This is a genomic window from Advenella sp. FME57 (assembly GCF_014897675.1).
Classification (GTDB): domain Bacteria; phylum Pseudomonadota; class Gammaproteobacteria; order Burkholderiales; family Burkholderiaceae_B; genus Advenella.
This window is the reverse complement of sequence record NZ_JABUXU010000007.1, coordinates 150722-170076: the sequence shown is the minus strand read 5'-3', so window position 1 is coordinate 170076 and position 19355 is coordinate 150722. Positions and strand designations below refer to the sequence as shown.

General features: G+C 56.1%; 15 protein-coding genes. 12 read left to right on the top strand and 3 right to left on the bottom strand.

The features are described 5' to 3' along the window. The first annotated feature begins 120 nt into the window (after window positions 1-120). The 7 genes from ddpX (at window position 121) to INT32_RS10255 (ending at window position 8452) form a co-directional block, all read left to right on the top strand. Window positions 121-684 carry a D-alanyl-D-alanine dipeptidase gene (gene ddpX, locus INT32_RS10285; protein ID WP_193088633.1) on the top strand — a complete coding sequence of 188 codons (564 nt, stop codon included), beginning with the start codon at window positions 121-123 and terminating at the stop codon, window positions 682-684. A 211-nt stretch (window positions 685-895) separates the two neighbouring features. Then, window positions 896-2446, top strand: a complete 1551-nt coding sequence (locus INT32_RS10280; protein WP_226816865.1) for an ABC transporter substrate-binding protein — start codon at window positions 896-898, stop codon at window positions 2444-2446. Between the two features lie 384 nt (window positions 2447-2830). Then, window positions 2831-3781, top strand: coding sequence for an ABC transporter permease (locus INT32_RS10275; protein WP_370540212.1), 951 nt, complete (start codon window positions 2831-2833; stop codon window positions 3779-3781). Beyond that, window positions 3781-4653 (top strand): D,D-dipeptide ABC transporter permease, encoded by an 873-nt coding sequence (gene ddpC / locus INT32_RS10270; RefSeq protein WP_193088632.1) that lies wholly within the window; start codon window positions 3781-3783, stop codon window positions 4651-4653. The genes INT32_RS10275 and ddpC overlap by 1 nt, the downstream gene beginning before the upstream one ends. Continuing rightward, window positions 4653-5705 carry an ABC transporter ATP-binding protein gene (locus INT32_RS10265; RefSeq protein ID WP_226816863.1) on the top strand — a complete coding sequence of 351 codons (1053 nt, stop codon included), beginning with the start codon at window positions 4653-4655 and terminating at the stop codon, window positions 5703-5705. Before ddpC ends, INT32_RS10265 begins: the two co-directional genes overlap by 1 nt. After that, on the top strand, window positions 5698-6660 hold the full coding sequence (locus INT32_RS10260) for an ABC transporter ATP-binding protein (protein ID WP_193088631.1): 963 nt from the start codon (window positions 5698-5700) through the stop codon (window positions 6658-6660). The genes INT32_RS10265 and INT32_RS10260 overlap by 8 nt, the downstream gene beginning before the upstream one ends. Then, window positions 6650-8452 carry an ABC transporter ATP-binding protein/permease gene (locus tag INT32_RS10255; RefSeq protein ID WP_226816861.1) on the top strand — a complete coding sequence of 601 codons (1803 nt, stop codon included), beginning with the start codon at window positions 6650-6652 and terminating at the stop codon, window positions 8450-8452. Before INT32_RS10260 ends, INT32_RS10255 begins: the two co-directional genes overlap by 11 nt. Window positions 8453-8684: 232 nt before the next feature. On the opposite strand, the gene INT32_RS10250 is transcribed toward INT32_RS10255, so the two are convergent. Further along, the gene (locus tag INT32_RS10250; RefSeq protein ID WP_193088630.1) at window positions 8685-9647 is read right to left on the bottom strand and encodes a tripartite tricarboxylate transporter substrate binding protein; all 963 of its coding nucleotides are present in this window, start codon (window positions 9645-9647) and stop codon (window positions 8685-8687) included. A gap of 147 nt (window positions 9648-9794) precedes the next feature. Here INT32_RS10250 and INT32_RS10245 point away from each other — a divergent pair, with 147 nt between their 5' ends. Next, the gene (locus tag INT32_RS10245; RefSeq protein ID WP_193088629.1) at window positions 9795-10745 is read left to right on the top strand and encodes a dihydrodipicolinate synthase family protein; all 951 of its coding nucleotides are present in this window, start codon (window positions 9795-9797) and stop codon (window positions 10743-10745) included. Window positions 10746-11001: 256 nt separating this feature from the next. Next, the gene (locus tag INT32_RS10240; RefSeq protein WP_193088628.1) at window positions 11002-11970 is read left to right on the top strand and encodes a tripartite tricarboxylate transporter substrate binding protein; all 969 of its coding nucleotides are present in this window, start codon (window positions 11002-11004) and stop codon (window positions 11968-11970) included. Between the two features lie 56 nt (window positions 11971-12026). Here the strand turns inward: INT32_RS10240 and INT32_RS10235 are convergent, their stop codons facing one another. Beyond that, entirely contained in the window at window positions 12027-14402 is a 2376-nt protein-coding gene (locus INT32_RS10235) for a Tex family protein (RefSeq protein ID WP_193088627.1), read from the bottom strand. 119 nt (window positions 14403-14521) lie between these two features. Between INT32_RS10235 and INT32_RS10230 the strand changes: the two genes are divergently transcribed. Beyond that, the gene (locus tag INT32_RS10230) at window positions 14522-16612 is read left to right on the top strand and encodes an ATP-dependent DNA helicase (protein ID WP_370540211.1); all 2091 of its coding nucleotides are present in this window, start codon (window positions 14522-14524) and stop codon (window positions 16610-16612) included. A gap of 84 nt (window positions 16613-16696) precedes the next feature. On the opposite strand, the gene INT32_RS10225 is transcribed toward INT32_RS10230, so the two are convergent. Beyond that, the gene (locus INT32_RS10225; protein WP_193088625.1) at window positions 16697-17521 is read right to left on the bottom strand and encodes an outer membrane protein assembly factor BamD; all 825 of its coding nucleotides are present in this window, start codon (window positions 17519-17521) and stop codon (window positions 16697-16699) included. Window positions 17522-17622: 101 nt separating this feature from the next. Between INT32_RS10225 and INT32_RS10220 the strand changes: the two genes are divergently transcribed. Next, window positions 17623-18588 carry an RluA family pseudouridine synthase gene (locus INT32_RS10220; RefSeq protein ID WP_193088624.1) on the top strand — a complete coding sequence of 322 codons (966 nt, stop codon included), beginning with the start codon at window positions 17623-17625 and terminating at the stop codon, window positions 18586-18588. Next, a complete protein-coding gene (gene pgeF, locus INT32_RS10215; protein ID WP_370540210.1) occupies window positions 18585-19322 on the top strand; it encodes a peptidoglycan editing factor PgeF in 738 nt (245 codons plus the stop codon). The genes INT32_RS10220 and pgeF overlap by 4 nt, the downstream gene beginning before the upstream one ends. Window positions 19323-19355 lie beyond the last annotated feature (33 nt).

Genomic DNA, 19355 nt, shown 5'->3' with positions numbered 1-19355 from the left:
TGCAAGCATGGGTTTGCTGCTACTATCCTGGTTGCCGGGCGCCGCTTGCCGGATAAGGCTTGTGGCACTCGACATTACGCAATGGCAATATTACCCCCATTTTTCTAACAGAGTCAGCATATGGATACCCGGGTGACCGATCAGGATTTGCTTATCATCAATGAAGCACAGTATGGCGTTGTCATTGATCTGGTTTATGCCAGTAGCAACAACATCGCAGGGCGCATTGTGTATCAGACCGCCCTGTGCGCATTGCACAAGGATGCCGCGCCATTATTGCTCAGGGCATCGCAGCTGGCCCGTTCCGCTGGATATACTCTCAAGGTCTTCGATTGCTACCGACCGCCTGCAGCGCAGCATATCTTCTGGTCGGCGTTGCCCGATGCCCAGTATGTTGCGGATCCGTCACAGGGATCGCATCACTCGCGCGGCACGGCAGTGGACGTTACTTTGCTGGACGAGCACGGTATCGAACTGGATATGGGCACGGGCTTTGACGCCATGGAAGATGCGTCGCACCACGATTATGCAGATCTGCCCGCATCGGTGCAGAAAAACCGGCTGCTATTGCTGGGCATCATGCTGCATGCGGGATTTCGGGGCATCAAGTCCGAATGGTGGCATTACGAATTGCCAAACTCAGGTGCCTACCCGGTCATCGAAAGTACGCTGGTAACGGTATAGCGATCCTGGTATAGGGATATATGACTATTTCCTATTCCAATTACATTTGCTAAGATCTGTCCTTCATGTGCAGCTTGCGTGTCAATTCAGTGACCTGCATTCCAGTCATTGTCGCCAGTGCCTGTCGACCGCTACACTCTGGTGAAGCCCGCCTGGGTAGCGGCGATCGGGCCGGGTGCCTGTTATCAGGACAATCTACCGGAGTCTTACCATGTCAGTTCGCCGTACGTTTATAAGAAACGCATTCATGGTGGCCTGTGCCACCACCCTGGGATTGTCTGTCGGCGTTGCCGCGCAGGCGGCCACACCCAAGAACATGCTGGTCATCTCCAAGAATGCCGATCCGCAAATGCTGGATATTGCCGTTACCATGGACAATAATGACTGGTCCATTACTTATCCCAGCTATCAGCGCCTGATCAAATACAAGGGCGGCGGCGCTACCGAAGTCGAAGGGGAACTGGCAAAAAGCTGGACGACCTCTGCAGACAAGCTGACCTGGACCTTTACCCTGAATGACGGGCAAAAGTTCAGTGACGGCACGCCCGTTAATGCGCAGGCTGTCAAATACAGTTTTGATCGCCTCATGAAAATGAAGCAAGGCCCGTCCGAGCCGTTCCCTTCCGGGTTGCAGGTCACGGTCAAGGATCCCATGACGGTCGAGTTCAAACTGGATAAACCCTTTGCTCCATTTCTGAATATTCTGGCCAACAACGGCGCGGGCATTGTCAATCCTGCCGTAGAACAGCAGGCGGGCGGTGCAGACAAATACCTGGCCGGGCATACGGCCGGTTCAGGACCGTATCAACTGGCAAAATGGAACAAAGGCCAGAGTCTGATCCTGGAGCGCAACCCGCATTACGGCGGGCGCGAGCCGGCACTTGAAAAAGTCGCGTTTAAAATCGTGCCCGAAGCATCGGCGCGGCGGCTGCAATTGCAAAATGGCGATCTGGACATCGTAGGCAGCATCCAGCCTGATCAGGTCAAAGCCATGGAAAATGCCAGCGGCGTGGTATTCAAAAAAGTGCCGTCGCTACTGGTTTCGTATCTGTATCTGAACAACAAAACCGGCCCTCTGACTAATGTTTCACTGCGCAAGGGGATTGCCCAGGCCGTCGATTACAGTGGCATGATCAACGGCATTATGAATGGCGAAGCAAAGCCGCTTAATGGCCCTATCCCAGAGGGCATGTGGGCGCATGACGATGCTGCGCCTGCTTTCAAAACCGATGTGGCGGCGGCCAAGGCAAGCATAGGCAGCGAAGCGCCGGCCAAGCCGCTTACCTTGCTGTACTCCACCAAAGAGCCGTACTGGGAGCCCATTGTACTGTCGGTCCAGGCCAGTCTTCAGGCGGTCGGTGTCAAAGTGAAGCTGGAAAAACTGGCCAATGCCACCATGCGCGACCGTCTTGGCAAAGGCGACTTTGATATCTCGATCGGCAACTGGTCTCCGGATTTTGCTGACCCGTTCATGTTCATGAATTACTGGTTTGATTCGTCCAAACAAGGGCTACCCGGCAACCGTTCGTTCTATGCCAATCCTGAAGTGGACAAACTCGTGCGCCAGGCTGCCCAGGAAACCGACCAGGCCAAACGAACCGATCTGTACCAACAGGCGCAAAAGCAGGTTGTGAAAGATTACGTCTATGTCTATCTGTTCCAGCACAGTAACCAAATGGGTTTGCGCGACAATGTCAAGGGCTATGCATATAATCCTATGCTGCATGACGTCTACAATGTAGCGGATATTTCTAAAGACTGACATCAACAGGCAATGCCGGGTGTGCATGTGGCCCCAACATTGCCACTGATGCAGCCGGCAGCGCCATAAAGCGACCTGGCAACGGCCATGTGTGCCAGGCTGTGGCGTTTCGCTTTTTTCAAGCCGTAAGCAATGCTATAGACGCCGTGACTATTGCCTGCCTTTGCGCGATGTCGGTGGCGCTTTACGGCTATTTTGCAAGAAACCCAGCCTGTGCGAGAGTCTTCTGATCGTAAGCGCTTGTCGTAGGTTGATCAACTGGGTGAAGGGCTCGTCTTGCCTTTGACAAGATACCGACACCAATTTACGAAAGGGCCTGTTTTGTTTTTCCAGATATTGTGTAAGCGCCTGCCCTGGCTCATTCTGGTCATGCTGGGTGTATCAGTGATCACTTTCATCGTGTCTCATCTGATTCCCGGCGACCCGGCACGGCTGATTGCCGGTGATCGGGCGACCGAAGCAATCGTGGTCGGCATCCGGCAGAAGCTTGGACTGGATCTGCCGCTCTACGAGCAGTACTGGGTCTACCTGAAAGGGCTGTTGCACGCGGATCTGGGCACGTCCATCCGCACAGGCCGCCCGGTTGTCGACGATCTTCTCGCTTTTTTCCCCGCTACGCTCGAACTGGCCATTGTGGCGCTGATTTTTTCCATGCTGCTTGGCATTCCCCTGGGCGTTCTGTCGGCAGTATACAAAAACTCCTGGATTGACCAGCTGGCGCGCACCCTGGCCGTGACGGGTATTTCCATGCCGGCATTCTGGCTGGGGCTGGGCTTGCTGATTATTTTCTACGGCCATTTGTCCTGGTTTCCTTCCGGCGGCCGTATCGACAGCCTGCTGGGTGAGCCGCCGACTGTCACCGGTTTTTTCCTGGTTGATTCGCTTATTGCCGGGGACTGGGATTTGTTTGTCAGCACCGTTGAGCACCTGGTGCTGCCGGCCTTTACCCTGAGTTTCGTCCATCTGGGCGTTGTAGCCCGGCAGATCCGCTCCTCCATGCTGGAGCAGCTATCCGAAGATTATGTACGTACCGCCCAGGCTTATGGGTTGAGCCGCTGGAAAATCATCCTGGGTCATGCGCTTCCCAATGCCCTGATCCCGTCCGTGACCGTTTTGGGCCTGGCCATGGGTGATCTGCTTTACGGCGCGGTGCTGACCGAGACGGTCTTTGGCTGGCCCGGCATGGGTCTGTATGTAGTCGAATCCATCCAGGCATTGGATTTTCCGGCAGTGATGGGATTTGCGGTGCTGGTCTCGTTTGTCTATGTCCTGCTCAACATGCTGGTTGATCTGCTGTACAGCATACTGGACCCACGTATCAAGGATGCAGGCTGATGGCTGCCATTACCGCAACTTCGCAACTGTCCTATTCGCTCTCTTATTTCTGGTATCAGCTGCGTCGCAGTCCCATGATGCTGCTCGGGCTTGTGCTGATTGTCCTCATGTGTCTTGCCGCGTTGCTGGCGCCACTGCTTACCGGGCACAATCCGAATGCCGTTGACCTGGGCAGTCGGCTGTTGCCACCATCGGCCATGCACTTTTTCGGGACAGACGAAGTCGGGCGGGACCTGTTCAGCAGGGTATTGTACGGTGCGCGCCAATCCATTGGCGTCGGCGTTTTCGTTGCATTCGTGGCCAGCGCTATCGGTTCGGTGATAGGCTGCTTTTCCGGTGTAATCGGCCGGACCGTAGACACGATTATCATGCGTGCAATGGATATCGTGCTGTCGGTCCCATCGCTGGTATTGACGATGGCGCTGGCCGCTGCATTGGGACCGAGCCTGTTCAATGCGATGATTGCCATTACGATCGTGCGTATTCCCTATTATGTGCGGCTGGCGCGCGGCCAGACGCTGAGCATTCGCGAGATGGCTTATGTGCAGGCTGCCAGGACATTCGGCGCCGGCAAAAGACATATCGTGCGCTGGCATGTGTTGCGCAATGCATTACCGCCGATAATTGTGCAAATGACGCTGGATATCGGCAATGCCATCCTGATGGCGGCCGCGCTCGGATTTATCGGTTTGGGCGCGCAGCAGCCAACCGCCGAATGGGGGGCAATGATTGCCTCGGGCCGTAATTTCCTGCTGGATCAGTGGTGGTATTCGACGTTTCCTGGTGTTGCGATCCTGATCACCGCCATTGGGTTCAATCTTGTGGGCGATGGTGTTCGTGATATGCTGGACCCGAAACAGAAGGTGAAATAATGACGCCGAACAGTCAGCCCAATACGCAGCGGCACGTTGTGGCGCCGGCAGCCGGGCGGGACAGCATCCCGCCTGTACTGGACATAGATAATCTGCATATTGAATTTCCAATCTACCGGGGTGCTGTGCGGGCGCTCAATGGCGTGACCATTCGGGTGCAGCCGGGTGAAATCGTTGGTATTGTCGGCGAGTCGGGCTCGGGAAAGTCTGTTACCGCAATGATGAGCATGCGCCTGATACCGCAACAAGATTATATTGTTCGCAAGGGCAGTATTCATAAATCAGGAAAGAACATACTGGAGGCTTCGGAAAAGCAAATGCGCCAGATTCGCGGCAGCGATATGGCCATGATCTTTCAGGAGCCCATGACTGCGCTGAACCCGACCATGAGGGTTGGCCGCCAGATTACAGATGTCATCAGGAAGCATACTGCGCTTTCACCGAAACAGGCGCGCGAACGTGCCATCTCGCTGCTGCGGGACATGCATATTGCCGACCCGGAGCATGTGTTCGATGCCTATCCCTTCGAACTGTCCGGCGGAATGCGCCAGCGGATCATGATTGCGTTGGCATTTTCCTGTGATCCGTCGTTGCTGATCGCCGATGAGCCGACAACGGCCCTTGATGTCACGGTGCAGAAACAAGTCCTGATGCTGCTGCGCGAACGGGCAAAAAAAACCCGAACGGCTATTTTGCTTATTACGCATGACATGGCAGTAGTGTCGCAATTCTGTGAACGGATTTACGTAATGTACGCAGGTAGCGTGGTAGAGCAGGGCGCAGCCACCGATGTGATTAATCGGCCAAGCCATCCATACACCCGAGGATTGCTTGGCGCGTTGCCAGAAAACGCCAGCCCGGGCGCGCCGCTGCTCGCTATTGCCGGGCAAGTGCCAAACCTGGCAGCTTTGCCTGAAGGATGTGCTTTTCGTAACCGCTGCAATTTGCAGGCTGCGGCCTGTAGCCAGATTCCGGCGCTCACGCCGGTGGCCGGTTCCTCCGGGCATGCTGCTGCCTGCTGGATGACGGTCCGGGAGGAGCACAATGTCTGAAGCTGTCCTGACACTTGACGACATTCATGTCCGCTTTCCCGTAAAACGCAACTGGCGCGGCAAAGCCCGAACCTGGGCACATGCGCTCAATGGCGTGGACCTGACCGTGGCGCGCGGCGAAACGCTGGGTGTGGTGGGCGAATCAGGTTGCGGCAAAACGACCCTGGCTCAGGTGCTGATCGGCCTGCAACAGCCGTCGCAAGGTCAATTGCGCTGGAATAATGACCGTGGCCAGCCCAATGTACAAATTGTCTTCCAGGATCCACAATCCTCGCTTGATCCGCGTTTGCCCGTCTGGAAAATCATCACCGAACCTTCTTACGTCAAAGGCGAAGCCCAGGAGTCGGCCATGCGGGCGCGCGCTGCCCGGCTGGCTGTACAGGTCGGTCTGTCGCCAGATTATCTGAACCGGTATCCGCATGAATTTTCGGGGGGCCAGCGCCAGCGCATTGCCATTGCCCGGGCACTGGCGTCCGATCCGGATGTGATCGTGCTCGACGAGCCGACCTCGGCGCTTGATATTTCAGTCCAGGCGCAGATTATCAATCTGCTGTTCACTTTGCAGCGGGAACACCAGCTCACGTATATCCTGATTTCACACAATGTTTCGGTCATCCGGCATATGAGCAACCGTATTGCGGTCATGTATCTGGGGCAGATCGTGGAACTGGGAGATACCGCCCAGGTGCTCGCCCGGCAGCGCCATCCCTACACCCGGCTATTGCTGGATGCGGTACCGGAGCTGGGCGCTCCATTGCCAGAGAGAGGGGTGCAGGCCATTCCTGAATTGCCGGGCAATCGCGTGTTGCCAACGGGCTGCTTTTTCCTGGATCGTTGCGCTTTTCGCAAGCAGGGATGTGAACAGCAGCAACAGCTCAAACCCATATCCACAGAAACGCCGATGCATAGTGTCCGGTGCCACCGTTACGATCATGATGAACCCGATGGAAAATAACAAAACGCAGGCAGACGCCGCACGTGCAGCAAGAAAAAAAGGATTTGGCGTCATTGTTTCATTGCTGCCTTATATCTGGATGTTCAAATGGCGGGTCATGGCCGCGCTTGCCTGTCTGGTGATCGCCAAAGTGGCCAGCGTCATGCTGCCCGTGTATCTCAAGGATATTGTCGACCAGCTCAGCCTGCCCGGAACGGCGCTGATGTTGCCGGTTGCCGCGCTGCTGGCCTACGGTTTTGCTCGTATCTCCAGCAGTGTCTTTTCTGAGTTGCGTGACGCCCTGTTTGCCAAAGTCACGCAGGGCTCGATACAACGTATTGCCACCACAATCTTTACGCATCTTTTCGGTCTGTCCATTCGCTATCACCTGGACAGGCAGACCGGTGGCCTCAGTCGCGACATGGATCGGGGCACCAAGGGAATCGGTTTTCTGCTCAACTTCACCCTGTTCAACATTCTGCCGACCCTGCTTGAGCTGACCATGGTCATGGTGATTCTGCTGGTTCGCTATGACATCTGGTTTGCGGTTGTCATCCTGGCCACCATCGCCGCCTATATCGTGTTCACCCTTGTGGTAACGGAGCGGCGCATGGTCATGCGCCGGCGTATGAACAGCCTGGACAGTATGGCCAACACGCAGGCGATCGATGCCCTGATCAATTACGAGACGGTAAAGTATTTCAATAACGAATCGTACGAGATCAATCGCTACGATACCAATCTGGGCGGCTGGGTAGACTCGGCGGTCAAAAACCAGATCTCGCTGAACTTGCTGAATGCCGGTCAGGGCGTCATTATCACGTTTGGCATGGTGGTATTGTTGTGGATGGCAGCCAGCCGGGTAACTACCGGTCAGATGACGGTGGGAGATATTGTTCTGATCTCGGCCTACCTGACGCAGCTGTATGCGCCGCTCAATTTTCTCGGATTCATCTATCGAGAAATCAAGAACTCCCTGTCGGACATGGAGCGCATGTTCGGTATTCTTGATCAGCACCAGGAAATTGAAGACACGTCACAAAGCGTGCCGATGGATACGCGCAATGCAGAAATCCGCTTTGAACATGTGGGTTTTGCATATGAGCCGGAAAGACAGATACTGCACGACGTGAGCTTTGCCATTGGTGCGGGCGAGACGGTCGCCGTTGTTGGGACCTCGGGCGCCGGCAAATCCACGCTGTCGCGGCTGCTGTTTCGCTTCTACGATGTCACATCAGGACGAATCACGATCAATGGTCGTGATATCCGGGAGTACACGCAACTGAGTCTGCGCCAGCATATCGGGATCGTGCCACAGGACACGGTCCTGTTCAATAACAGTATTTATTACAACATTGCCTATGGGCGTCCTGATGCGACACGGGACGAAGTGCTGGAAGCTGCCAGGGCTGCCAGCATTCACGAATTCGTGATGTCGCTGCCGGAGGGCTATGATACGCAGGTGGGCGAGCGCGGTCTGAAATTGTCTGGCGGCGAGAAGCAGCGCGTGGCCATTGCCCGCACCATCCTGAAAAATCCGCCCATACTGGTGCTGGATGAAGCGACCAGTGCACTGGATACGCGCACCGAAAGAGCGATCCAGGATGAACTGTACAAAATCACCAAAGGCCGCACCACCATGATTATCGCCCACCGCTTGTCCACGATTGTGGACGCCGACCGGGTTCTGGTCATGGACCAGGGTAGGGTGGTCGAACAGGGATCTCATGTCCGACTGTTGCAGGCCAATGGTGTATACGCGCGTATGTGGGCCATGCAGTTTGCCGCAAGCGATGAAGGCACGGATGTCTGAATAGCGGGGCGGCAGTGCACCTGGGCATGGCGGCAGGGTTGGTCCGGCAAATTGGCGGTGCTGGTCGATTCAGAAGCACTGCGCGGGTGAGAGCTGGCACAGCGGATGCCATGCATGTGAAGGATGGCTGATCCAACACGTCAGCCGCGCCGGCCAAGCGACATTAACTTTGCGGATGTGAACTGATAATGCAGATGCAATATACGATGCTATTGCATCTGCTATTTGACCTCTACTGGCTCAGCCCGGCAGACTTGATTACCTCTTTCCACTTGCTCACTTCTTCCTTCTGGAACTGGGAAAATTGGTGAGGATTATTGCCTACTACGGTGAAACCCAATTTTTTCATGGTTTCCTGTGTGCGCGGCTGCTTCAGGCTTTCGCTTACTGCCTGGTGCAGTTTGTCTATGACTTCTTTGGGCGTGCCTGTTGGCGCGGCAACCCCTTGCCAGGAATACACGACCATGTTCTTGATTGCCGATTCAGCCATGGTTGGTGTATCGGGCAGCTCGGGCGAGCGCTGCGCACCGGTAATCGCCAGCGCCCTGAGTTTGCCGCTTTGCACGTGTGTCAGCACAGCCCCCAGGTTCTGGAATGACACATCGACCTGTGCACCCAGCAGATCGGCAATGGCTGCTGCGCCTCCCTTATAGGGGACATCGATGCCCGTGGTATTGCTGCGTTGCCGGAACATCACTGCAGACAAATGATCTGACGAACCGGTGCCGGAAGACGCATAGGAAATCTGGTCGGGATGTTTGCCGGCGTACTCGATCAGTTCGGCCACGGTTTTGACCGGAATTTTTGAAGATACGACCAGCACGTTCGGATTGCGCACCAGTTGACTGACGTAATCGAAGTCTTCACTGGGCTTGTAGGATAATTTTTTATAAAGTCCTTCGTTAATGGCGAAGGTGCCGATAGAGCCGACCATCAACGTGTAGCCGTCAGGCTTGGCGTTTTTCAGTTCCTGTGCGGCGATAGCGCCGTTGGCGCCCGGCTTGTTTTCGACGATCACCGTCTGGCCCAGCACTTTTTCCATCCCCGGTGCGATGGCGCGTGCGGTAATATCAGAAGATCCGCCCGGCACAAAGGGCACAATGATTCTTACTGGTTTGTCCGGATAGGCTGCCAGTGCCGGTCCCGCTACCATCAGTGTAGTTGCAAGCGCACCCGCGATCACTTTTTCAATCATACGTTCTGTCTCCGTCAATATTATTCTGTTAAGATAAGATGTCTGATGTTATTTATACTTGTATGACAACTATATTTATTCATCGATATAAAGTCAAATGAAATATCAAACCAACTTACGGGTCACTTATCTACTGCAGGATTTCAAATGAAAACATCGCCAGTTTCATCCCAGGATCTACAACGCTCCGTGATTGCAGTGCCACCTCTGGCGCGCGACACGGAATATCGTCTGAACAAGTCAGCGAATCGGGCCTTGTTATCCCATCTTTATGAGGGTGGCGTGCGGACGGTGATGTACGGTGGCAATGCCAATTTCTATCATCTGGGCGTCAATGACTACGCCGATACGGTGGCACAACTGGCCGATCTGGCTCAGTCCGATATGTGGGTGCTACCTTCGGTTGGCCCCGATTTTGGGAAAATGAGAGATCAGACCGCCATTTTGCGAGGCTTCGATTTTCCCACGGCAATGCTTCTGCCCATGACGTTTCCTTATACACAGCAGGGGCTGGCCGATGGCATTCGTTATTTTTCTGATGCATTCGGCGACAAAATCGTGGTCTATATCAAGTCTGATAATTATCTTCCTGCCGAAACCATGGCCAGCCTGGTCGAAGAAGGCAGGATTGTAAGTTTCAAATACGCTGTGGTGCGACCTGATCCCACCGATGACCCGTATCTGCAATCCATTCTTTCATGCGTAAGCCCGGAGCTGATTGTCAGTGGCATTGGCGAGACGCCGGCCATTGATCATATGGCGCATTTTGGCCTGAAAACCTTTACCAGCGGTTCGGTTTGCCTGGCGCCCGCCGGCTCGATGGGCTTGTTGCGCGCAATGCAGGCGAACGACACGGCTACGGCGCAAACGTTGCGTGCGCACTATATGGCGTTTGAAGCGCTGCGCGATGGCATCAATCCGATCCGGGTCCTGCACGATGGCGTCACACTGGCTGGTATTGCCGATATGGGGCCGATCTTGCCGATGTTCTCGGGCCTGACTGAAAATGAGGCGCAGCAGGTCGGGCCGGTTGCCCGTCAATTGGCTACCTGGGGGAACAGCCAGCTGGCGGAGAATCAGCAGGAAAGCTGCGCTTGATTTACTATCGGTTCACGCAGGTGTGTCATTACCCGTTGTCCGATAGGATGGCTGCAACATCCGGCGGGCACAATGGCAATACGGGAAAGCAAACGAAAAATGGAAGACATCAGGTGCTGCGGTTTGCGCGGGGCGCCGTGCTGGATCCAGGCGGGTGGCCAGGCGTGACATTGAACCGGGCGCAGTTATTACTATTGCAATAACCAGTTAGACAAACACAACGGGGGCATGCAGCCCGCCAACAACGGAGACGAGGATGATAAATTTCAGTAAAACAGTCGGTGCCATGATTCTGGCTTTGGGGATTGCCGGCAGTGCCAGCGCAGCCTATCCGGATGCACAGCCGGTCAAGGTATTGGTTGGGTATACGCCTGGTGGCACCACAGACCTGGTGGCGCGGATTGTTGCCAAGGGCTTGAGCGACGAACTCAAGCAGAGTTTCGTGGTGGAAAACAAACCGGGCGCCAGCAATAATATTGCCATGACCGACGTTGCTCGCGCCAAACCCGACGGCTACACGCTTATCGTCACGACCATTGCCAGCTCAGTCAATGCCACGCTGTTCAAGAAGCTGAACTATGACTTGAAAAAGGACTTTGCACCGGTCGCCCTCATCGCCAAAGTGCCCAACGTACTGGTGGTCAATCCCAAGCTGCCGGTCAACAATGTGAAGGAATTGGTTGAATACATCAAAAATAACAAGGACAAGGCCACCTATGCTTCTTCAGGTATCGGCTCCTCGCAGTTCCTGTGCGGCGAGCAACTCAATCAGGATGCCGGCACCCAGATTCTGCATGTCCCGTTCAAGGGCAGTGCGCCAGGCCTGACAGCGGTGATGGCTGGCGATGTGCTGATGGAGTTTGATAATATGCCGTCGGCCTGGCCGTTTATCAGTGCCGGCAAGCTCAAGGCGCTGGCCGTGACCAGCAAGGAGAAATCGGCGGTGGCCCCGCAATTGCCTACGATGATCGAGGAAGGCTTCAAGGACTTTGATATTTCGTCGTGGTTCGGCGTATTGGCGCCGGCCGACATGCCTAAGGAAGACGTGGCCCTGCTCAATAAGGCGATTCTCAAAGTGGTTGCCAAGCCCGATGTTCAGAAACAACTGGCTAACCTGGGCGCCATTCCGCAGAGTATGACCCCCGAGCAGTTTGGCTCATTCATCAATGAAGAGGTTGATCGCTGGGGCGCCCTGATCACCAAACTGGGCGTAAGCGCCAACTAACCCATCAGACTGCGGCCCGTTATGGAAACGGGCTGCAGTCTTCTATCTTCTATCTTCTATTTTTTGAGTTTGGCAAATGCCGCGGCCATGGCATTCATGGACGTGCTGGCCGGCGCCTGATTGCGCGCCGGTTGTCGTCCGCCACCGTTTGACCGTGGAGCAGCAGCACCCGGTCGCGAATCGCGTCGCGCCGCAGGTCCGGTATCGTCATTGAGCCTCATGGTCAGGCCGATACGATTACGCGCCACGTCAACTTCCTGTACCTTGACTTTGACAGTCTGGCCGACGCGGACCACATCCCGCGGATCTTTCACAAACGTTTCGGACAGGGCGGAAATATGCACCAGGCCGTCCTGGTGCACGCCGATGTCCACAAATGCGCCGAAATTGGCGACATTGGTGACCACGCCATCCAGAATCATGCCTTCCGACAGATCCTTGATCGTCTCGACGCCTTCCTGGAAGGTGACGGTCTTAAATTCAGGGCGGGGGTCTCTCCCTGGCTTTTCCAGTTCCGAGAAAATATCTTTCACAGTGGGCAGGCCGAAGCGTTCGTCGGTAAACTCGCTCGGAGACAGGCCGCTTAACGCTTCCTTATTACCCATGACTGTTTTGACGTCCTTGCGGATTTTATCCAGGATGCGTTCGACCACGGGGTAAGCTTCCGGGTGGACGGCAGAGGCATCCAGGGGGTTATCACCGTTCTGGATGCGCAGAAAGCCTGCCGCCTGTTCAAAGGACTTGGCGCCGAAACGCGAGACATCCATCAGGGTTTTACGCGTTGGGAACGCACCATTCTGGTCACGCCAATCGACTATATTGCGGGCCAGGGTGGAATTCAGGCCCGATACCCGTGACAGCAGGGCTGCAGAGGCCGTGTTCACATCGACGCCCACCGCATTCACGCAATCCTCGATAACGGTATCGAGCGAACGCGCCAGCTCCCGCTGGTTGATATCGTGCTGATACTGACCGACACCAATTGCCTTGGGCTCAATTTTAACCAGTTCGGCCAGCGGGTCCTGCAGGCGGCGGGCAATGGAAACCGCGCCACGCAGGCTCACATCCATATCGGGAAATTCCTTGGCTGCCAGTTCCGAGGCTGAATATACTGAAGCACCAGCTTCGGAAACAACGATTTTACGCAGTCCCGCGTTGGGCAGGGCTTCGATCAGTTCGGCTGCCAGCTTTTCGGTCTCGCGCGAGGCCGTGCCGTTGCCGATGGCAATCAGTTCGATCTTGTGTTTATTGACCAGGGCCGCCAGCGTGGCCAGCGACCCGTTGCGATCGCGTCGCGGTTCAAAGGGATAGATGGTGGCGGTATCGAGCACTTTGCCGGTTTTGTCGATGGCGGCCACCTTGACGCCGGTACGGATGCCCGGGTCCAGGCCCAGCACCGATTTGGGGCCGGCCGGTGCTGCCAGCAGCAGGTCTTTGAGGTTCGCGGCAAAGACGCGGATGGCTTCGGCTTCGGCCTCTTCGCGCAGTTTTGTGATGAACTCCGATTCGAAGGCGGTGAGCATTTTCACGCGCCATGTCCAGCGCGCTACGTCGGCCAGCCATTTGCCGCGGGCACTGGCTGCTGGCGAATAATCGGCATCCAGTTCCAGAAAACGGCTGATGCGTTCAACGCAGGGATGGGGCACCAGCGCATCCTGTTCGTCGCTCAGGCCGATGCGCAAATCAAGCGCGCCTTGCTGGCGACCGCGCAGCAGGGCCAGCACGCGATGCGAGGGCAGACTGCGGATGGACTCGCGAAAATCGAACCAGTCGCGAAAATTGGCGCCTTCTGCTTCTTTGCCTTCAATGACCTTAGAGTACAGAAAGCCATGCTGGCCCAGGTAGCCGCGCATATCGGCAACCAGGTCCGCGTTCTCCGAGAACTGTTCAGCCAGAATGTCCCGTGCGCCATCGAGCGCGGCGCGGGTGTCCTTGACGCCAAGCTCTTCATTGACGTAGTCCTGGGCAGCAACGAGCGGATCGGCATTGCGCTCGGCCAGCAACAGGTCGGCCAGCGGTTGCAGTCCTGCTTCACGGGCAATCTGGGCGCGCGTACGGCGCTTGGGTTTGAACGGCGCGTACAGGTCTTCCAGGCGCTGCTTGGTGTCGGCAGCCGCGATGGCTTCGCTCAGTTCGGGCGTGAGCTTGCCCTGACCGGAAATGGATTCGAGCACGGCGGCGCGGCGCGATTCCAGTTCCCTGACATAAGCCAGTCGCACTTCCAGGTTACGCAATACGGTATCGTCCAGGCCGCCCGTGGCTTCCTTGCGATAGCGCGCGATAAACGGGACGGTCGCCCCGTCATCAAGCAGCGAAACGGTGGCTTCGATCTGGCTGGCACGAACATTGAGTTCGGCAGCCAGCAATGCAATAATGCGCGCCGGGTCAACCAGCGGGGACGAGGCGGTAACAGAAGAAGAGGATGCGTTCATACTTAACGGTGATAATTAAACTTAACGCGACATTGTGCCATAAGCATCGCGGTTGGCGCAGCAGAACTGGAGTATGATGCCACATGTAAATGCCGCAAGGCGAGGTCGTAGGAAACGTTGTGCGAGTACTTGATTTTGATATTTCCGACTGGTTTGATCAGGAGGGACCGCTGGCGGCAGCGGTGCCCGGCTATACGCTGCGCGACGCGCAGATTCAGCTGGCGCAGGCCGTGGATGAGACAATTGCCTCGCATTCGGTGCTGGTAGCCGAGGCAGGCACCGGGACCGGTAAAACCTGGGCCTACCTGATTCCGGCGTTCCTGTCGGGCGGCAAGGTGCTTATCTCCACCGGGACCCGGACCTTGCAGGATCAGCTGTTTACCAAGGATGTCCCACGGGTTCGCGATGCCCTGGCCCTGCCGGTTCAGGTTGCGCTGCTGAAGGGGCGAAGCAATTACGTCTGTCATTACCACCTGGACCGGCTGGAGCAGGACGAGCGCGCGCTCAAGTCCAGGGATGAAATCTCCCAGTTGCGGCAGATCCGTGTATTCGCAACACGCTCGCGCTCCGGTGACAAAACCGACTGTGGCCAGGTGCCGGAAGAAGCCGATATCTGGAACCGGGTTACGTCCACCCGCGAAAACTGCCTTGGCCAGGACTGCCCCAACGTCAAGGAGTGCTTTTTGCTCAAGGCGCGCAGGCAGGCGCAGGAAGCCGATGTGGTGGTAATTAACCACGCTCTGTTTTTTGCCGATCTGGTTTTGCGGGAGGAAGGCATTACCGACCTGTTGCCGGCCGCCGATGCGGTGGTATTCGATGAAGCGCACCAGTTGCCTGAGACTGCTACCCGCTTTATGGGCGATGTGGTCTATTCGGGCACCATTACCGATTTTCTGAAATCCGCTGAAGTGGCGGCGCTGGCGTATGCGCGTGATAGCGCCAAATGGACTGAAGCCTGCCAGCGCGTGTCCTATTACGTGAAAGATCTGCGCCTGGTGGCGGCACCCATAGAAAAAATGCCCGGACGCAAGGCCACGTTCGAGCAGATTCCCGAAGCTGACCGTTTTTTTGAGATTCTGAACAAGCTTTACGATGAACTGGTCACGCTGACCGGCATGCTGACTGCAGTGCAGGAGCGCCATCCCGATCTGGCGACTGCGGCAAAGTCGGGGACAGAGCTGTGTGCACGGCTGTACCGCTGGTCGCAACCGGTCATTTTGCCTGAAGGCGTTACCCGTGACAGCGCTAACCTGGCTGCGAATACGGCGCAGCAGACAGTACCGCCAGCTGTATCCAAAGCTGGCAACGTCGTGGCCGAGCAACTGGTTCGCTGGGTCGAGGTAGGGCTGCATCATTTTCGCCTGCAGATGGCGCCGCTGTCGGTAGCCGATGCTTTCTCACGCCAGCGGCGCAAGGATCAGGCCTGGATCTTTACCTCTGCGACGCTATCGGTCTACAAGGATTTCTCGCACTATACCCGTCAGCTCGGACTCTATGGCGCCCGTACCGAAAGATGGGAGTCGCCCTTTGATTATCAGGACCATGCCATGCTGTATGTGCCTGATCATTTGCCCGAACCGCAGTCACCCGATTTCCAGAAGCAGTTTGTGACAACGCTGATCCCGTTGATCCAGGCCAGCCCGGGTGGTGTGCTGGTATTGTGCACAACTTTGCGTGCCGTCGACAATCTGTCCGCCATGCTTCTGGAGGCCTTTGATACGCATTTCATCGAGCGGCCGGTATTGCGTCAGGGAGAAAGCTCGCGAGGTACATTGCTTGAACAGTTTCGTCAGTTAAAGAATGCGGTGCTGGTAGGCAGCGCCAGTTTCTGGGAAGGGATTGATTTGCCGGGCGATATGCTTACCTTGGTGGCGATTGACAAATTGCCTTTTGCACCACCCGATGATCCGGTGCTTGAAGCGCGCATCAAAGCCTGTCGCGAGTCGGGCGGTAACCCGTTTTTTGAGTATCAATTGCCCAGTGCGGCGATTGCCCTGAAGCAGGGTGCAGGTCGACTGATTCGCACCGAAAAGGATTGGGGGCTGCTGGTGGTCGGGGACCGGCGACTGGTTGAGAAACCTTACGGAAAACTGTTGTGGCGTGGTCTGCCGCCGTTTCGTCGCACGCGCAAGCTTGACGAGGCCACCGCGTTTCTGAAAACCCATGCAAAGGATATTGCGCTGCCCACAGGCGACGACGCAGTATCGTAAATTCGTTTGCAACAGGTGCAGTAAAAAGCAGGGCGGCCCATGGGCCGCCCTGCTTTTTACCTGAAGGTATCTGTCCGGTCTGTTTTAATTGAAGACGCGTGACGGATTGATCCATGAAAACCAGCCACCGCTGCCCTCCAGGCCTTGTTCATAGTATTTGCTGTTAGGGTAGTTCTGATCCAGAATTCGTTTTGCATCATTGGCCTGATCGGGCATGCCAAGCTGCTGGTACGACTGCATCATGATATACAACGCAGGTTCGGCAGCGGCCACACCGGAAAAGTCTTTCAGGACAGACTGGCTGCGGTTGATGGCGGCAACATAGGCATGACGTGTGTAATAGTATTTGGCCACATTGACTTCGTTGTCGGCAATGGTGCTGACCAGCCACGTCAGGCGCTGCCTGGCGTCGCGGCTGTATCGGCTTTCCGGAAAGCGCTGGACAAGCTCATTGAAAGCGTCGTACGACTGGCGCAGCCCCTTGGGATCACGCTCGCTGGGATCCTGTCCGGTCAGGCTGCGCAGATAGGAGCTGGGTGGCGTAAACGTAACCAGACCTTTCAGATACAGCATGTAATCGGTGCCCGGATGGCTGGGGTACAGGCGCAGGAAGCGGTCAATCACAGCCACGGCCTTTTCCGGATCGTTGTCCTTCCAGTTCACATAGGCTTGATCGATTAGCGATTGCTGCGCGAAACTGGAATAGGGATAACGGGCTTCGACGGCTTCCAGATAGGTGCGTGCGGTTTTGTAGTCATTACTGCGCACGTTGTCGCGAGCTTCCTGATATAACTGGGGCGCTGACATACCGGCTGTTCTGTCAGCTTCTCGGGTCATCATGCTGCTGCAACCTGCAATAGTCAGGCAGCCCAGCGCAATGAGAGAAGTTCGAAGCAAACGTTTATGCATAATTTGGAAGTGACTGTTAGTTAAAGTTCAAAAAGCAATCTGATAATAGCATTGCCGCGTTATTATAAGAACATTATATGATTTTACAGTGTTTTCTATCGATGTCAGACCCAACTTTACAGGATGCCGACGAAATTCCCGACAATGAGCAGCGGCAATTCCGTCTTCCCATGACGATGACCGGCGAACGCCTGGACAAGGTTCTGGCTACGCTCATACCTGAACATTCACGCAGCAGGCTGCAGGGATGGATAGAACAAGGGCATGTGCTGGTCAATGGCGTACCCGGCAAAATCCGCCAGAACGTTGGTGCCGACGATCTGCTGCTGGTGACGATGCAGCAGGCGCCCGAACAGACGGCGTTTACACCGGAACCAGTGGATTTCATGGTCGTGGCCGATTCCGCAGACTGGATTGTGGTCAATAAGCCCGCCGGCCTGGTTACCCATCCCGGTGCCGGAAACTGGTCGGGTACGCTGTTAAACGGCCTGCTCTACCGATATCCCGAACTGGCTCATGTGCCGCGGGCAGGCATTGTGCACCGTCTGGACAAGGATACTGATGGTTTGCTGGTGGTGGCGCGCAATGAATCGGCCCAGACGCATTTTGTCAGACAATTGCAGGCGCGCACCATGGGCAGGGAATATGAAGCGCTGGTGATGGGGCATAGTCCTGCCAGCGGAAGCGTCACCCTGCCTATCGGTCGCGATCGCCATGTGCCGGTGCGTATGTCCACCGTGACGCCAATTGCTGCCAAAGAAGCGATTACCCATTATGAGCGCCTGGCTTTCGGCTATATCGACGAGGCGCCCGTCAGCCATGTGCAGTGCAGGCTGGAAACAGGCAGAACCCACCAGATCCGGGTCCATATGCATGCGCTGGGATATCCCCTGCTGGGCGATACCCTGTACAACGGTAAACCGCTAGGTCAGGCGCAGCGCCAGATGCTGCATGCGCGTCGTCTCACTTTTATTGATCCGGCCTCGGATCAGCCCCGGTCATTTGACGCGGCCCGTCCTGATGATATGGAACAGGTAATGGCGGCAATTGAATGGACATCAAAATGAAGCCGTTACAGGTGACCGGGCAGCGCTGTCCAGGCGTGCATTATTTCACAACCACGCGCCATGGCGGCGTGAGCCGGGCTCCCTACGATAGCAATAATCTGGGGCTGCATGTCAAGGATGATCCGCAAGCGGTATGGGAAAACCGGCAGCGGCTGCGTGCTTTTTTGCCGGGAGACCCGGTCTGGCTTGACCAGGTACACGGCACCAGCGTACTGGATGCGGATGTGGCAGGGGCGCACGCCGTGGGACCGTTTGACGCCAGCATGACTACGACGCCAGGTCGGGTGTTGGCCATTCTGACCGCCGATTGCCTGCCAGTGGTGTTTGCCTCGGACAAGGGGGTGGCGGCGGCTCATGCAGGCTGGCGTGGCCTGGCGGCGGGGGTGCTGGAGAATACTGTCAAAAAACTGCATACTGCCTGCGGTAAACTGCCCGATTACGCTTGGATTGGCCCTGCCATTTCCTACCGGGTATTCGAAATTGGTCCGCAAGTGCGCGAGGCGTTCCTGGATGTTGATCCCACGGTGGCCTTCTGCTTCATGCCGCATCCGGACAATGCCGGCAAGTGGCTGGCCGATCTTTCAGGCATTGCGGCCCATCGGCTGTCCGCGATGGGAATCCGGCACGTTGAACAAAGTGGCCTGTGCACGTATCTGCAGGATGACCTTTTTTATTCCTACCGGCGCAGCCAGACGACCGGCAGATTGGCCACGGTTATCTGGATCGAGCCCTGATTGTTCCGTGCTGTGGGTGACGATGCAGACCCA

Bases quoted from the DNA above. Each gene is read 5' to 3' on its own strand.
- ddpX (WP_193088633.1), top strand. From the start codon at position 121: ATGGATACCCGGGTGACCGATCAGGATTTGCTTATCATCAATGAAGCA.
- INT32_RS10280 (WP_226816865.1), top strand. From the start codon at position 896: ATGTCAGTTCGCCGTACGTTTATAAGAAACGCATTCATGGTGGCCTGT.
- ddpC (WP_193088632.1), top strand. From the start codon at position 3,781: ATGGCTGCCATTACCGCAACTTCGCAACTGTCCTATTCGCTCTCTTAT.
- INT32_RS10265 (WP_226816863.1), top strand. From the start codon at position 4,653: ATGACGCCGAACAGTCAGCCCAATACGCAGCGGCACGTTGTGGCGCCG.
- INT32_RS10260 (WP_193088631.1), top strand. From the start codon at position 5,698: ATGTCTGAAGCTGTCCTGACACTTGACGACATTCATGTCCGCTTTCCC.
- INT32_RS10255 (WP_226816861.1), top strand. From the start codon at position 6,650: ATGGAAAATAACAAAACGCAGGCAGACGCCGCACGTGCAGCAAGAAAA.
- INT32_RS10250 (WP_193088630.1), bottom strand. From the start codon at position 9,647: ATGATTGAAAAAGTGATCGCGGGTGCGCTTGCAACTACACTGATGGTA.
- INT32_RS10245 (WP_193088629.1), top strand. From the start codon at position 9,795: ATGAAAACATCGCCAGTTTCATCCCAGGATCTACAACGCTCCGTGATT.
- INT32_RS10240 (WP_193088628.1), top strand. From the start codon at position 11,002: ATGATAAATTTCAGTAAAACAGTCGGTGCCATGATTCTGGCTTTGGGG.
- INT32_RS10235 (WP_193088627.1), bottom strand. From the start codon at position 14,402: ATGAACGCATCCTCTTCTTCTGTTACCGCCTCGTCCCCGCTGGTTGAC.
- INT32_RS10225 (WP_193088625.1), bottom strand. From the start codon at position 17,521: ATGCATAAACGTTTGCTTCGAACTTCTCTCATTGCGCTGGGCTGCCTG.
- INT32_RS10220 (WP_193088624.1), top strand. From the start codon at position 17,623: ATGTCAGACCCAACTTTACAGGATGCCGACGAAATTCCCGACAATGAG.
- pgeF (WP_370540210.1), top strand. From the start codon at position 18,585: ATGAAGCCGTTACAGGTGACCGGGCAGCGCTGTCCAGGCGTGCATTAT.